This is a genomic window from Bradyrhizobium sp. ARR65 (assembly GCF_000472385.1).
Classification (GTDB): Bacteria; Pseudomonadota; Alphaproteobacteria; order Rhizobiales; family Xanthobacteraceae; genus Bradyrhizobium.
The window spans coordinates 170,329-186,128 of record NZ_AWZU01000002.1 but is presented as its reverse complement, the minus strand read 5'-3'; the positions used below and the strand labels follow the sequence as shown (position 1 = coordinate 186,128).

The window sequence follows — 15,800 nt, the reverse complement described above, 5'->3', positions numbered from 1 at the left end:
GACGGAACTAAAAGCCGCTGCCCGACAGAAACTCCCTGCGGATCGTGCGCAGGATGATCATGATGTCCAGGCGGAGTGACCAATTCTCGATGTAAGAGAGGTCGTAGTCGATCCGCGAGATGGCAGGATCGGCTTGGGCGGTGGAGCCCCTGTAGCCGCTCACCTGAGCCAAGCCCGTGATGCCGGGCCGCGCCGTATGGCGCTGGAAATAATACGGCACCAGGTCTTCATAAAGACGATCCGCCGCCAGCATTCCCGGTACGTGCGGACGGGGCCCGACCAGCGACATGTCGCCCTTGATGACGTTGAAGAGCTGCGGGATCTCATCAAGGCTGGTTTTCCGCAAGATCCGTCCGATCCAGGTGACCCTGGAGTCGCCCTGCACCGTCTGCCTCACGCCGGCCGCATCGCAGGCGTCGACGCGCATCGAGCGGAATTTGTAGATCTTGAAACGGCGATTGCGGTAGCCGTAGCGATACTGAAAGAACAGCACCGGCCCCCGCGAGGTAAGCTTGATGGCGATCGCAATCGCGATCAACAGCGGTGCAAAAAACAGCAGAGCCGTACCCGCCGCAACGATATCGAACAGTCGCTTTCTGAGCGAACTTGCCGGCTCGACGCGCGATGCGCGGCGCGCGCGCCGGCGACCACATCTGTGTCTTCCGTATCCGTACCCGCCGCTGCCGCATTCGACCGGCCTGACTGCGATGAATGCCTGCTCGTTGCGAAACGGCGCGACATTTTCCTGTTGCAAACGCGCTGCGATGGTGGCCGCCATGGCTTTTGCCTCTGCTGAAAAGTTGGTCACTCCAACCGGCGGAAGACAGCGCAGTGATGCGTTCGGCAACAGCGCCAGCCGTCACCGCGACTTTCGCAGATGCGAACTCTAGCAAACACAAACCACGCGACGATCCGCCTTTGTCTAAAATTTTTCCGAAGTTCTTGAACGAAATTGGGCAGCGAAACGAAAATGTTGCGCTTCCGTTTTGCAACGCGGTGTCGGCTCGCTTGTGCGTCGCGGAAAATCGTCTGTGGCGAAAAGCAGTTAGTGCGATCTGCGCGAAAAATGCGCTGCGCGCACCTCGACGCAGCCATGCATGATCAAAAAATTAGGAACCTTTTACCCGCGGGCGAACGGTGAAAACTTGTGCATGTTTCTTCAAAAGAGACGCAAGCCCCGCATCCGCTGCGCGTCTGGATTTGCTTTTGCACGAGAGGCTTCATGGAAAAATAAGCGTCGTTCCCGTACTTACCCGGCTTGCACCAGTCGATACGGAAGTGTCAAAATTCTCCGATGATAGCGCCGCTGCGAAAGGACGTTACGACTCCAGTTGACGTTTTCCCTGTCGCTCGACCACGCGGGGAGGCATCGATGTGCGCTGAACGTGCCGAGCCGTATCCGGTCGACCCGCATCTCGAGCCGCGCGAACCACCCGATCGCAAGCTCCGGAACCGCATCCTGCTCGCCAATATAATGGCTTGGGTCGCGATCATCGCGTTCGTCCGGTTTATTTTCTGTTAAGAGCGGGCGTCGATCCGTACAACTCCGCTTTTGTTTGACCGGGACGCGGTTCCATGATGGCTATTGCGGATCATGTCACGGCGATCCGCTACCGATTCTCCATCCATCGCTCATTCCACTCCAGCAGAAACGCGCATTTACGCCGTCGGCGATGTTCATGGCCGCGCCGATTTGCTGAGCGAAACCATGGAGCGTATCGATGAGGACCTGTGGCGCAGGCCCGTCTCATACGCGGTCGAAATCTATCTGGGCGATTACGTCGATCGCGGCCCCGACTCCAAAGAAGTCATAGATCTGCTCGCGACCCGTCTGGTCCGAAACAACGCAGTCTGCCTACGCGGCAATCACGAGGAACTGCTCGAGCGTTTCCTGTACGATCCGGCCATCCTCTCCTCGTGGCTCAAGCTCGGCGCCATGCAAACGCTCGCCTCCTATGGTGTGTCCCTGCGTCACGACGGCACGGAGAGCAACTATGATCTGCATCAGCGCTTTTGTCGCGCGTTTCCAAAAGCACACGCGCTGTTTCTCAAATGTCTAAAGCCATGGATTTGTTGCGGCGACTATTTGTTCGTGCATGCCGGCATCAGGCCAAACGTTCCCCTGGACCGACAGACGATGCGGGACCTTCTTTGGATTCGAAGTGAGTTTCTGGATTCTCCTCGCGACCATGGCAAGCTCATCGTTCATGGACACACACCGGTTCCGCATCCGGACGTGCGCTCCAATCGCATCAACATCGACACCGGCGCATGGCGCTCGGGAATTTTAACATGTGTTATTCTCGAAGACACTTCGATCCAGTTTCTATGAATCATCTCTTTGCATGAGCAGACAACAGACGTCTCGCTCACATTTTTTTGCCTTCTTTGCTCAACAATCATTCGCCGCCGATTTCTGCCTCTTGGGGATACAGTCATGCAGCGACGATCGACGCGCGCCGTCGGATTCTTTTTACTCCTTGCCCTCACCATGTTTGCCGCGTCAGGCCTCGCCTCTCGGTCCGTGGCCTGGGCGCAACATGCCTCACTGCCTGCGCCGACCGCGTCCACCTATGTACTCGGCCCAAATGATCGCGTTCGCGTGAAGGTCTACGGGGAACCTGACATCACCGGAGAATACGAGATCGACAGCACCGGGCACATCTCGGTTCCGCTCGCAGGCCGCATTCGCGCCGAAGGCCTCACAACGCGACAGCTTGAAAGCGCGATCACCTCGGCCTTGGCCAAGGGCATCGTCCGCGATCCCCGCGTGAACGTCGAGGTCGCGCTTTATCGGCCCTATTACATTCTCGGAGAGGTCAAAAAGGGCGGCGAATATCCCTATCGTCTCGGTTTGACCGTGTTGGATGCCGTAGCAAGCGCCGGCGGCTTCACCTACCGCGCCAACGAAAACAAGGTCTATCTGCGGCGCGCGGGAGCGGGGACCGAGGAAGTCTACTCGCTGGACGCGCCGATCCCGGTCTTTCCCGGCGACAATATTCGCATCCCCGAACGCTGGTTCTAACGCGCGCCGGAACACGTTGCGGCGCTTGCGCGGCTGGCCACGCGCCCGCGCATTCCGGCCGATATCTTCGGGTCTGACCGCTTTCGGCTGCACAACGAACGAACGGATTGCAGCATGCCAGTGATGTACAAATCTGCGGCCAATCCGCTGGCGGCAACGATGGCGCTTTCGCATGTGCTGAATTTCGCTCGCGCCATTGCTGCCCTGCTTGTCCTGTTCTTTCACGTCCGCTCGACGCTTGTCGTTCCCTATGACTCCCTGGTTGCACGCAACTGGCTCAGCAGTGCCTTCTTTATGATCACTGCGTTCGGACACGACGCAGTGATCGTGTTTTTCGTTCTCAGTGGTTACCTGGTCGGCGGAGCCGTCCTTCGCGTCGACATGCGATCGCCACGCGACATCGGCGAGTATTGGCTCGACCGCAGCATCCGAATTGGACCGGTCCTGATCGCGGCGACGGCTCTGTCGGCCACGCTGCAACAGTTCGCGCCGAACTTGGGATGCTGCGACACGCCGCAGACCATAGTCGGGAATGCGCTGGGATTTCAAAATTTCCTCGTCAGGCCGCTCTGTAACAATCTGCCGCTGTGGAGCATCTCGAACGAAGTGGTGTACTATTTCGCGTTCCCCGTGATGGTCGCCATTTTTTCGCGAGTGTTTTCAGTCTGGCTCGTCATTGCATGCGCCGGCGTCGCACTGATTTTCGTACTGTCCTTCAAGTTCGCTGCCCTTGACGACACCAATGTTGTCCTCGACTTCCCGTTCTGGCTGATCGGCGCGGCGCTCTGGTCCGTCCCGGCCGGCTTCCCACGCCTGCGCTGGCCGGCGCTCGTGATGCTGGCTGGCGCGCTGGTCTTCGGCCGGCTCGAGTTCGGCAAGGAGCATTTTTGGCTCCGGGACCTGCTTCTGGCGGTGTCCTTCTCTTATGTGCTGATCACGTTTCTTGACCGGGCATTACCGCAATCGGGCATCCGTTCGGTGCTTGCAGAACACTTGACGGATTGGAGCCGACGCTTCGCCGACCTGTCCTTCTCGCTCTACGTCACTCACTATCCGTTGATCAGGCTCTACATGCACTTTCTCGACGCGACGCATCGGCCAACGCGCCACACGGCGATTACCTGGCTGGTGCTGCTGGAATTCGCATGCCTGAGCGCAGCGTGCATCATCGTTGCCTCAGGCTTCAGCGCGCTCTTCGAGCGACCGCGTCGACTGTTCAAGAAAGTTTTGGTCGGCCGACTGCTCGTTCCCTTGCCGGCGAAGCCGGACGATACGGGACGTTAACGCTGGTCAGTTGATCATACGCTGCGAAGAGTGTTTCTAAGTAACATTGGAACCGCTGCATTGCTCAACATCGCGACAGCTTTGCTCAGCATTTCCTGCGCAGCGTGCATTCAAACGTATCAGCGCATGCGATTCACTCTGTTTTCGATTCGCAGTGTGTGCGTTCGCGCTGCTCTCACGTTCGTCTTACTCGCTCGCCATAGTCTCGTCTCTTTGGAATGCAAATTCTTTTGCGGCGCGGAAAACTTTTCTTCTTCATTCTCGTTGCAGTGAAGGACAACCTTGAAGCTCATCACTCAACGCCGTGCGACGCAGATGGATATGTGGACCGCAAACGAACTTCACGATGTGTTTTTTGGGCAACGATCGAACGTAGTTGAGTAGCGGCGTTCGTCGCTTCCCACAAAGGACAGATGGTGAAATGTGTGCGTTTGCAATCTCACACGTGAACGTGAGTGAGGATATCTCTCGTTCCGTGAGATCACTGCGCGGTCGTGGTCTGAAGTTTGCACCTATACCCGCTGCGGCGATTGCGCTTAGCCTCGCATCACCGGCGAAAGCGCAGGTAGTCCCGATGACGACCGAAGAAGTTGCTCCGCCATGGAACGCCCAACGGATATTCGATCCGACGCCGCTGCCGCTCCTGACGGATCGGGACAGCCGCGAAGAGGTGGCTCCGGAGGACACGCCGGTGAAGACTCGACAACAGCCGGGATATGAGCAGGTCGGAATTCGCGACGGCTCGTGGATGTTCCTGCCATCCTTCATGGCCGGCGCCTTCTACGACAGCAATATTTTCTCGTCGAACATTATGAAGCGCTCGGATATCGCCGCGGTGATCGAGCCCAGCTTGCGTGCGCATACGCTTTGGGAGCGGCATGGCATCGACCTGACGTTCGATGCACAGGAAACAGCCTACAAGGCCAATCCCGGACTTGATCAGACCAACGCCAGCCTCAAGGGCAACGCCTGGTACGATGTCTCCCGCGATCTCGCGGTTCTGACCAATTTTGAGATCGCTCATCTGAATGTCGGCGTCGGCACGCTCGCCTCGCCGGCCGGCGCGATTCAGCCGACGCCCTACAACCTCTTCTCCGGCGATGTCAGCGTCCGCAAGGAATTCAATCGCCTGACAACATCAGTTGGTTTTCGCACCGATTCTTATGACTATGGATCGACCCGCGCGCAGAACGGCGCGGTCATTAGTCAGGACAGCCTCGACGGCCAGGTCTATTCGCTTCACGGCCGGGCCGATTACGCCATCTCGGAAATGTTCGGCTGGTTCGCGGCCGCCGAAGGCAATGAGCGCAACGTCCGTGGGACTCCGGGACAGCCGCTGGATTCGCAAGGATACCGCGCGCTTTCGGGCATCACCCTTGGTTTGAGCAACCTCATCACGGGTGAAATCGGCGCGGGTTATGTGCAGCAGCGGTTCGTTGACCCGACCATCGGCACCATTGCTGGTCCCTCCTATCGCGCCATGGTGACCTGGCGACCGACGCGCCTGCTCGACCTCCATTTCAAGGCCGAGCAGCTCGTCACGGAAACCTCGCAGACCAGTTCCACGGGCGTGCTCGGCAACGCCTTGCAGCTCGGCGCCGACTACGAGCTGCGCCGTAACGTCATCCTGTCACTGAGCGGTGCCTACGAGATGGATCGATTCTTCGGGATCGTCCGCAAGGACCATGTCATCAGCACCGAGGCCCGCATCAAATACATGCTCAATCGGTACGGATACATTTCACTCTATCACCAGTACGCGAACCGCAACAGCGACGTGCCGGTCTTCAACTTCGACAAACACCTGGTTGGGATAAATGTTACAGCGCAGTTTTGACCAGCCTCCGGTGCCGGAGGAACAGGCCCCGCCGGCAACCGCAAAATGGCCGCAGCCGACGGTGGATTTACGTGAAATGGCGCGAATCCTGCGCCGGCGCTGGAAGCTCGTGGCGGTAAGCTCGGCCGCGCTCGCCGCACTCGCGCTGATCTATATCTTCATCCTGGCAACGACGCTCTACACCGCGACCTCGACGGTTTTCGTCGATCCGCGGCGTACCACCGCGATCGAATCGAACCAATCGTCGGTCGAGACCTCGAATTATGGCACCGACGACGCCACCATCGACAGCGAGGCAATGCTGATCCAGTCGATCGCCATCCTGCAACGGGTGGTAGAGAAACTCAAACTTACCAACGATGAGGAATTTAATCCGCCGCCCAACGCGCTCGACTATATAAAGTCGTTCTTCAAGACGGCCGGTCCGGAAGGCGGCGCGAGCCCGCAGGACGCGGCGATCGCCAGGGCCGTCGACATCCTGCAGCGGCGAATGAAGGTCGCGCGCCAAGGCACCACATTCCTGGTCGACATCAATGTGAGCTCCCAATCGCCGCGCAAGGCCGCACTGATCGCAAATGCCGTCTCGGACGCCTATTTCGAGGAACAGGTACGTGCCAAGAACGATGCGACGAAAATCGCGGCAAACTGGCTCAACGGGCAGATCGACGAGCTGAAGTCGCGGGTCGTGGCGTCGGAAAAGGCAGTCGAGGACTATCGGGCCGCCAATAACCTCACGGTGTCACAGGGCGTGACGGTCAATGATCAGCAATTGACCGACCTCAACAACCAGCTCATCGCCGCGCGGGTCCAGACTGCGGAGGCCCGCGCCAAATACGAACAGGCTCGTCAATTAGCCAAAAACGGCGGCGACCCCGGCGGCATCAACGCGGCGATCTCCTCCGATGTCATCGCCCGGCTGCGCACGCAATATGCGGATATCGCCAAGAACGAAGCCGATCTCTTGAGCAAATACGGGCCGCGCCATCCTTCGGTTGCTGCCGTCCATGCCCAGCTCCGGGATACGCAGCGCCTCATTGATGAGGAAATCAAGCGCATCCTGCAGAGCACGCAGCACGATTACGACGTTGCGCGCTCCCGCGAGGCCTCGCTGCAGCAGAATTTCGACCAGCTACAGGGGGTCGCGACCTCCTCGAGCCAGGCACAGGTGCGCTTGCGCGAACTACAGCGCGAGGCCGAAGCCAACCGTACACTCTATGAATCATATCTTGCCCGCTACAAGGAGAGCACGGCCCAGCAGGCGCTACAGTTGCCGGATTCCCACGTGGTCACGAAGGCGAGCATTCCGATCTCGCCGTCCTGGCCCAAGAAATTTCTGATCCTCGGTCTTGCGCTGACGCTTGGCCTCGGCATCGGGAGCGTGCTCGCGTTCATCGCGGACTACCTGGATGAACGGGTGAAGACACTCGATCAGGCCGAGAAGATCTCCGGCGTTCCGGCACTGGCCGCGGTTCCGCTCATCAGCGCCGGCGAACTCGCCGGGCGGGCCAAACGAGGGCGAAGCGAGCTCGACCGTTATGATCCCAAGACCACGACATTGTTGCCGGCGCCGTTGCAGCCGCCGTTGATGCGCTACGCGATCGAGGCGCCCGGCACGTTCTTCGCGGAAGCAGTGCGCTCCATTCGACTGGCGCTGCAACGAACGATGCGCGTCCAGCCGGTCAAGGTCGTGCTGGTGACCTCAGCCCTCGAAAACGAGGGAAAAACCACGCTCGCAGCCAATCTTGCGCAGTCGCTGGCAACGCTGGGCGTCAAGACGCTGCTGATCGACGGCGATCTTCGCAATCCGCAATTGACGCGCTCGCTTTGCCCGCATGCCGAGACCGGGCTGCTCGAGATCGCGATGGGTCGCGCACCCGTGGAGCGGGCGATCCTGGTGGATCCGAGCACCGGCCTGTCGATTCTGCCGTCGACCACCATCAAGCGGACCGAATTCATCACGGAACTGATGTTTTCCGAGCAGATGGTCGATGTCCTCGACCACTGCCGCCATCGTTACGAGCTGGTCGTCATCGATTCCCCGCCGCTGGTGCCATTGGTTGACGGCCGCGCATTGGCCGAACTTGCCGATCGCATCGTGCTGGCGCTGGCTTGGGACCAGACACCGGGCGAGGTCCTCTCTCACACCATGGACCTGCTCGCACCGGTGCACGACCGGATTCTCGGCACGGTGCTGACACGTGTCGATCTGAGCCGCTTGCGCTTTTACGACTATTATCAGAGTTCGGCCTATCTCAAGCCTTACGCCACCTCCGGCCTCACCGTCGAGGCCGCACGATAATGTCGTTCGCTCCCCGAGTGCCGCCGGCGAGCCTTGCCGGGCCGAGAACGGGGCGCGCAGCGGCTCGGGCCGCGGCGCCCGGCCCCCAGTCGTCAAGCGTCACCGCAAGGCCAGCCGCGTTGATCCAGCTCATCGATGCGGCGATCGCGGGGCTCGTGCTGCTTGCCGTGGCCAGCATCTTCACGATGTCGGCGGGCATGCTGACGCATTGGAAAATCCACTACATGACCTCGGGCGGGAATTTCTACGAAAAGCTGCATCCGGCGACCTATTTCGCCGTGCTCGCCTTTGTCCTGCTTGCGATCCGCCAAGGTGATCCGGTCGGAGACATCATCCGGATGTTTTCCGGGGCAAAGCTGCTCTTGTTCTATTTGCTCTGCTGGGTCTGTCTCCTGGTTCAGATGGTGCTGACGGAGCGGCCGTTTACGGTGATCATCGACACCTTTCTGCTCCCGCTTCTGCTGTGTCTGGTCATCTGGCAACTCTCCTCCTGGCAGCGGCGGCCGATCATCTGGGTGCTCCACCTCACCATTCTGATCAACATCGTCATCGGCTTTTATGAATATCACACCGGGCACCGCCTGATTCCGCTGACACTCGGCAACGTGGTCGTCACCGGAGAGTGGCGCGCGTCGGCGCTGCTCGGCCACCCGCTGACGGCGTCTGGCGTGATTGCTGGATACATCCTTGCCCTCGTCTTCCGTCCGGCGATTTGCCCGCCGGTCATCGTGCGGTTACCGCTCATCGCCCTCTCTCTCGCCTCGTTGATGGCATTCGGCGGCCGGACCTCACTCGTCACCGTACTCATTATTATAAGCATCGCCGCGGGTTTACGAGTCCTCAGCGTCTTGTGCGGTGGCCGAACCTCGATCCTGGCTGTCGTTGGGGCAATCTGCCTCGTGTTCGTCGGGGCTGCGCTCGTCTTCATCGCGCTCGATCACGGTATCTTTGACAAGATGCTGCTGCGGTTTTCGTCCGACAAAGGCAGCACCTCGGCGCGTTATGCCACCTTCAGCCTGCTTTCCCATTTTCAGTGGCAGGAGCTCATTCTGGGCCCCGATCCGGTCCGCGCATCCGCGCTGCAGACGGCCTATGGCCTCAAATTCGGCATCGAGGATTTCTGGATATCCTCGATCGTTCAGTTCGGCATCGTCTCCACCGTGCTGCTGACCTTCGGGCTGGCCGGCTTGTTCACGGAAATCCTGAAGCGCGCAACGGGTGCGGCGTGGCTGATCCTGCTGCTGATCACGATCATCGCGGCGAGTTCAGTCAGCTTCTCATCGAAGAACATCCAGCTTGCCCAGTTTGCGGCCTTGATCACGTTACTGTTGCCGCGTGAGCGCAAGGTGGCGCCGCTTGTCAGTCCGCAGAGCCGACCGCGGCCGGTTCCGGCATACGCATGAGGCCACTCCATGACGATCTATGTCGATCATACCCACCTCGGGCGCCACGTCACTGGCCTCGAACGCATCACGCTCGAACTGTTCTCGCGCAAGGCTCTGGCACCGCTGGATGTCGTTCCGGTCACGGCCCACGGCACGCATCAAATGGTCATGCGGCAGACCTTTGGTTTGGCGCTGCGGCTTGCAGCGCCCTCATCGGTGCTGCTCTGTCCCGGCTTTCCGCCGAGCCCCCTGCTGCGGCCATTCGCATCCCGCGTGCTGCCCTACATCCATGACATTTTTCTGCTGTCGCGACCGGCCGACCTCAACCTGCGGGCACGCTTCTATATGGCCGCTCCGTTCCGCCTTGCACTGCGCAGCTATCCCCGCTTCCTCGCCAATTCGTGCGACACCCGGCAGAAGCTGGCGGCGCATTGCCGCCCCGATGCGGCAATCACGCTTTACCGGCCGCCGGTCCGCAATGTTTTCGGGCTCAACACCGCAGGCCGCGCCGAACGCCAGGGCCATGGCTTGCGGCTGGTCGCGCTGGGAACAGTCGAACCGAGGAAGAACTTTATCGCAGCCGCACGAATTGTCGGCGCACTACGCGCGCAAGGCCTTGCCGATGCGACACTCGACATTGTCGGACGGCAGGGTTGGGGCGACGACTGGCAGGCGCTCGACCGCTTTCCCGGCGTAACGCTCCACGGCTATCAGCCTGAGGAGCGCGTGCGGGAGTTGCTTGATGCCGCCGATATCTTCATCTGCACCTCTCACGAGGAGGGTCTGGGCTTGCCGCTGCTGGAAGCCCAATATGGCGGGCTGCCGATCGTCGCGCCAAATGCCTCCATTTTTCGCGAAGTGCTGGATGCCTCGGGCATCTTCGTCGATCCGACCGAACCCGCAGCGGCGGCGGCGAGGATCACGGGGCTGTTATCGGATCACCAGTGGCGATCGCGCTATGTCGCCCTGGATGCGCAGAACCTGCAACGCTGGAACGCGCTGGCAAGCGCCGACCGCGACGCCGTCATTGGCCTGATCGCCAGCCTTGCGAGAAGCGAGGCGCCTATGTCCTTGCAGCATGGCGGCGGCCACGTCGTCGAGCATTGAGGCCAGTTCCGGATTGCAGCAGATGACTTCTCTGGCGGCGCAAGATTCACTTCCGTCGATTCCTGATCCGCACGTGCGGACAGGCGCCGCCAGCCGGGATACCGCCATCGATAGCATGCGAGGCCTCGCGATCCTGATGGTGATCGGCATTCATTCCCTGCAGCACCCGCTCAGCGCAGGGGAACTGGCGATCGACTCGGTATTACGGCCGTGCGTGCCGATCTTCCTGTTCGTCTCGGGCTATCTCACCGCGCTCTCCGGCAAGGTCCCGCTTATGAAGCGCCTGAAGGCGGCCGTCATTCCTTATGCGATCGCTTTCGCTGCCGCCTATATCTACATGGCGCTGCATAATCCGGCGATGGACCACCGTCCCACCACGACGCTGGCCCGCCTGGTTCTCGCTTACGTCTTCGTCTATTATTACGTGTTCGTTTACATCGGCTGCACGATCGTGCTGTGGCTGGTGTTCACGGCCGCCTCAAGGAGCCCGAAATTCCAAACCCGCCTGGTCGTTCTGCTGCTCCTTGCCATTCTGTTTGGGCTGATCGTCGGCAGCTATCTCGACCCCCTGCTGTCCCGGCTTGGTTTCACCGAGAGCATGATCGAGGAAGTCCGTATGCGCGATGTTCCGTTCTGGTTCGCCTTCATGGCGCTCGGAACGCTGGCCGGCCTATTCGCCATCAAATCCGCGCTCCCTGACGCGCGCGCGTTGCTCGCCGCCGCTGCGATTGTAACTTATGGCATCTACGCGGGTGTGCGGCTGTTTCAGTTGGGTGATGCCGACTACTACGATTCAATCGCGTTTTTCGGTTATGCCGCCCTGTTCTGCCTGCTGCTATTCTCCTTCGACGTGGAATCGCCGTTCGTCGCCTCGCTGGGCTCCGGCAGCTACTTCATCTATCTCTGGCACATTTTCTTCGTGATGCTGATGCGTGACCACGCGCCGCTGCGCGAACTCGGTCCGGCGGCCGCCTCGTTGATCACCTTTGCCGTTGCCGCGGCAGGCAGCATCATCGCATTGCTGATCGTCAGGGAATTCGTCCCTCGCCGCGTGTGCCGATGGCTGGGAGCCTGACCCATGCTGCTGAAAAACACCCTGCTCTATATGCCCGCGCAGATCGTCGGTCCGCTGGCCCAATTGGTTGCGATGATCGTCTGGACCCACGTGGTCGACGAACCGACGCTCGGCGTGATCACACTCGTCACCGCAACACACGAGCTCCTGCAGATCGCGTTTCTTGCCTGGTGGTCGCAATACGCCTTGCGCTTTCTCGGCCGCTATCAGGACGATGGCGACACGGCGCGATTCTATCGCACCGAGAATGCGGTGTTGCTCAGCTCCGTCGTCCTGCAGAGCCTGATCGTCGTCGCCATTCTATTCATGGTGATCGCGCCTCAGGCCAACGGCAGGCTCGTCGGGGCGACCGTCGCCTATGTAGCCACCCGGACGCTCAATCTCTACCTCGCCGACCGCGCGCGGGTTCAACACCAGATCGCAGTCTATTCGATCCAAGTGACGGTCGGTCCAGCGCTCGGATTCGTGATCGGGCTGATCCTGATCAAATTGGTCGATCGATCCGCGGAATGGCCGCTGGTTGGCTATGCCATTGCCCAACTGGCCGCGGCCCTCATCGTGTTACCCAAAATCGGCTGCGGTCGCGGCCTTTGGCCGCTCGATCGCGACATCATCAACCACGCGGCGCGATATGGCGTTCCCCTGATCATCGGGGGCGCGCTCGGCTGGGTCGGGCTCAACGCCTCGCGCTTTGTCGTCAACGAGATGCTGGGCGTGGCCGCTGCTGGCTTGTTCGCCGTCGGCTACGGCCTCGGCCAGCGGGCGGCAACCTTCGCCGCCATGCTGGTGACGGCCGCCGCTTATCCCATCGCCGTCAAAAGCATGGAACGCCACGGCGCCAAGGTCGCGATGCGCCAGCTTGCCGACAACAGCGCGCTGCTGATCGCAATTCTTGCGCCCTGCATCACGGGCATTTTCATGCTGCGCCAGGAGATCGTGCATCTCCTGATTGCCCCTGCCTTCCAACAGGTAACGCTCGCAATTCTTCCGCTCTCGGTGCTCGCCGGCTCCATCAGGAGTCTGCGCGCGCATTTTGTCGACCAGACGTTCCTGCTGCATCATCGCACCGGATTGCTGGCGATCGTTACAACCATCGACGCAACCGTAACGCTTGCACTCAGCTTCATCTTCGTCAGTCGCTGGGGCCTGACCGGCGCGGCGGGCGCCACCGTGGTCGCCGCGGTCGTTGCCGCGAGCACGAGTTTTGCCATCGCCTTTCTGCGATTCGGCCTGACGCTTCCGCTGGAACATCTCGCGCCGCTCACCGTCGCCACCGCAATCATGGCGGCCGTGCTGAACATGATGCCGGAGGCATCGTCGCTGATTGTTTTGGCCAGTCATGTCGCGCTCGGCGCAGCGATTTATGCCGCCGCGCTCGCGGTGTTCTATGCACCCGCATTGCTCAAGATGCTTCGCTTGCGCCAGCAGCAATCGGAAACATGAACTATTCGATGTCGCGATCGTCGCAATGTTACGCACGAACATTCACGCTTGTTCACCGCATGGCAGATCTTCTAGCGAAGAATGTGTTGCCGACAACTTCAGCATCTCGCCACGCAGCACCGCCATCGTTGCGTCGCAATAGTTCGATTATTTACGCGGCGTTCGTTGACGACGATTCATTTCCAATAGTTCCCGTTGCGCTGGCGGCGGGCATGCAGGCGATACTTTGATCATGCGTTTGTTATTACAACTGTCATCAAGGGATCGACATGTTGGACGCACCGACGCAACAACCACGCAACCTCACGGTCGACGGGATCACGATCAACGTGCCATCACTTCCAGAAGCTGTTTCGTCGATCGTATCCGCCGCGCAGAACGGCGATAGCTTCAGCGTCTGCACGCTCAATCTCGATCACGTCGTCCAGTTGGAGCAACGGCCGGAATTTCGGGCGGCGTATCGCCGCGCTCGCTTTGTCACGGCCGACGGCTTTCCAATCGTCGTACTCAGCCGCTTGCTCGGGACTCCGGTCAGCCGCACCACCGGCGCCGATCTGGTAGAACCGGTGTGCCAGGAGGCGCAGAAGAAAGGGCTCTCGATCTTCCTGTTGGGTTCGAACCAGCCGACCCTCGCTCTTACCGCCAAACGATTGAGTGAAAAGTTCACGGGCCTTGAGATCGCTGGCTGTTACGCGCCGGGTCGCAATTTCGATCCCTATTCGAGCGAAGCGGATTTTGCGATCGAACGCATTCGCGCATCCGGCGCCAAGCTTTGTTTCCTTGCCCTTGGCGCGCCTCGCCAGGAAGTCTTTGCCGCGCGTTGCCTCGACGAGCTCAAGGGAACCGGGATGCTCTGTATCGGTGCCGCGCTCGATTTCATCGCCGGCACGCAAACGCGGGCGCCTTCGCTCACGCAGAAAATTGGGCTCGAATGGGCGTGGCGGATGTTGCACGACCCGCGCCGGTTAGGCCCTCGCTATGCGCGCTGCATGGCCGTCGTCCCACGGCTTGTCGCGCGCACGATCCCGCAAATTCTCACCGCACGGATGAGGAAAGCCGCATGACATCTACGGTGACATTGGCATTGCGCGCGCGCAACGCGAGCCACGGCCAGCCCCGCTACCAGATCTGCCTTATTCATCCGTTCGATCCCCGCGGCGAGAAAGTCGGCGGGCTCGAGACCTACATTCGGGACTTCATCACCTTCCACCCCGCGGATACTGATCTGCTGTTCATCGGTGTCGACGCGAAGGGTGATCTCAAGCTGGGCGAGATCCACAGGCTCACATTTCGCGGCCGGACCTTCGACTTCCTGCCTATCCTGCACTATTCGGATCTGCAGGCGCGGGAAGCTGCCCGCAGCCTGCGGAAATCGCTGACCGGCCAATTCTTCCTGGCGCTGCTGCGCTACTTTGGCCCGATATCGCGTATTATCCGTTCACGACGCTGCACGATCGATTTGCGTCGCGTCGAATATTCCTGGCTGCCGGTGGTGCTGCGGCTGCCCTTTGTCCAGATGCTGCATGGCGAAGGCGTTCCGAAGCTTCAGATGGATTCGCTGTTGCGTAAATACTGGTTCGTGCACAGCGCCGGCGAGCGGTTTGCGGTGGCAAACAGTACGAAATTCCTTTGCGTCAACCCTTTCATTACCGAGCGGCTGCAGAAGACCTATCCCCATCAGAAGGACAAGATCGACACGCTGTGGACCTGGGTCAATACCGAGATCTTTCAGCCAAAGCCGTTGGACCGTGATGTCGATCCCTTCCGGATCGTCTATGCGGGACGGCTTGACGATTTCAAGAATCCGGCGCTGATGTTCCGCGCCATCGATCGTCTTCGCAAGCGCTTCGATGAGGGGGTCGAATTCCACTATATCGGGACCAGCGATCCGCATCGCTTTGCCGATTTCGCGTTGGTCGAGGACATTACCATTCGCCACGGCTTCAAGGATGCCGCCGGAATGGCCGCAACACTCGCCCACGCGCATGCCGGAATCTTGACGTCCGAATTCGAGGGGATGCCGCGCTGCGTGCTCGAAATGCTCGCGGTCGGCCGCCCCGTCGTGGCCGTGCATCTGCCGCAGCTTGAATCCGTGATCCACGACGGCGAGAGCGGCTTTCTGGTCCAGCGGGCCGGTTCGGTCGACGACATGGCGGAAGCGGTGGCGCAGCGCTTCGTCACTCTGCGCGATGCAATCAGCAGCGGCGAGATGGATCACATGCGCGTTGCAGCCGCCATCTCCGATTTCACACCGAACAAGCAGCTTGCACGTGTCTTTCGCTACCATCAGGACATCCAGAACGCACGGGGCATGACGGTCGCCTCGTCGGCCCACTGAGGTGGTG

At 60.3% G+C, this 15,800-nt stretch carries 13 protein-coding genes; 12 read left to right on the top strand and 1 reads right to left on the bottom strand.

Going from position 1 to position 15,800, the window contains the following annotated elements; all coding sequences use genetic code 11:
* Positions 1-7 precede the first annotated feature (7 nt).
* Positions 8-778 (bottom strand): exopolysaccharide biosynthesis polyprenyl glycosylphosphotransferase, encoded by a 771-nt coding sequence (locus F758_RS0103510; RefSeq protein WP_024506550.1) that lies wholly within the window; start codon positions 776-778, stop codon positions 8-10.
* 594 nt (positions 779-1,372) lie between these two features.
* Here F758_RS0103510 and F758_RS49250 point away from each other — a divergent pair.
* The 12 genes from F758_RS49250 to F758_RS0103450 all read left to right on the top strand — a co-directional run bounded on the left by F758_RS49250 (position 1,373) and on the right by F758_RS0103450 (position 15,793).
* A complete protein-coding gene (locus F758_RS49250; protein ID WP_157449846.1) occupies positions 1,373-1,522 on the top strand; it encodes a hypothetical protein in 150 nt (49 codons plus the stop codon).
* Between the two features lie 72 nt (positions 1,523-1,594).
* Positions 1,595-2,332 (top strand): metallophosphoesterase family protein, encoded by a 738-nt coding sequence (locus F758_RS0103500; protein WP_024506549.1) that lies wholly within the window; start codon positions 1,595-1,597, stop codon positions 2,330-2,332.
* A gap of 105 nt (positions 2,333-2,437) precedes the next feature.
* Positions 2,438-3,025: a polysaccharide biosynthesis/export family protein gene (locus tag F758_RS0103495; protein ID WP_024506548.1), complete on the top strand. Its 588-nt coding sequence runs from the start codon at positions 2,438-2,440 to the stop codon at positions 3,023-3,025.
* 114 nt (positions 3,026-3,139) lie between these two features.
* Positions 3,140-4,309 (top strand): acyltransferase family protein, encoded by a 1,170-nt coding sequence (locus F758_RS0103490; RefSeq protein ID WP_084305074.1) that lies wholly within the window; start codon positions 3,140-3,142, stop codon positions 4,307-4,309.
* Positions 4,310-4,685: 376 nt separating this feature from the next.
* A complete protein-coding gene (locus F758_RS0103485; RefSeq protein ID WP_245286411.1) occupies positions 4,686-6,146 on the top strand; it encodes an outer membrane beta-barrel protein in 1,461 nt (486 codons plus the stop codon).
* On the top strand, positions 6,127-8,445 hold the full coding sequence (locus tag F758_RS0103480; RefSeq protein WP_024506545.1) for a polysaccharide biosynthesis tyrosine autokinase: 2,319 nt from the start codon (positions 6,127-6,129) through the stop codon (positions 8,443-8,445). The genes F758_RS0103485 and F758_RS0103480 overlap by 20 nt, the downstream gene beginning before the upstream one ends.
* A 119-nt stretch (positions 8,446-8,564) precedes the next feature.
* A complete protein-coding gene (locus F758_RS0103475) occupies positions 8,565-9,848 on the top strand; it encodes a VpsF family polysaccharide biosynthesis protein (RefSeq protein WP_024506544.1) in 1,284 nt (427 codons plus the stop codon).
* 9 nt (positions 9,849-9,857) lie between these two features.
* Entirely contained in the window at positions 9,858-10,937 is a 1,080-nt protein-coding gene (locus tag F758_RS0103470; protein WP_024506543.1) for a glycosyltransferase, read from the top strand.
* 22 nt (positions 10,938-10,959) lie between these two features.
* On the top strand, positions 10,960-12,012 hold the full coding sequence (locus F758_RS0103465; RefSeq protein WP_035720732.1) for an acyltransferase family protein: 1,053 nt from the start codon (positions 10,960-10,962) through the stop codon (positions 12,010-12,012).
* A gap of 3 nt (positions 12,013-12,015) precedes the next feature.
* Positions 12,016-13,455 (top strand): lipopolysaccharide biosynthesis protein, encoded by a 1,440-nt coding sequence (locus F758_RS0103460; RefSeq protein WP_024506541.1) that lies wholly within the window; start codon positions 12,016-12,018, stop codon positions 13,453-13,455.
* A 269-nt stretch (positions 13,456-13,724) separates the two neighbouring features.
* Complete coding sequence (locus tag F758_RS0103455; RefSeq protein ID WP_024506540.1) at positions 13,725-14,519, top strand: WecB/TagA/CpsF family glycosyltransferase; 795 nt, start codon at positions 13,725-13,727, stop codon at positions 14,517-14,519.
* Positions 14,516-15,793 carry a glycosyltransferase family 4 protein gene (locus tag F758_RS0103450; protein ID WP_024506539.1) on the top strand — a complete coding sequence of 426 codons (1,278 nt, stop codon included), beginning with the start codon at positions 14,516-14,518 and terminating at the stop codon, positions 15,791-15,793. Before F758_RS0103455 ends, F758_RS0103450 begins: the two co-directional genes overlap by 4 nt.
* Positions 15,794-15,800: the final 7 nt, after the last annotated feature.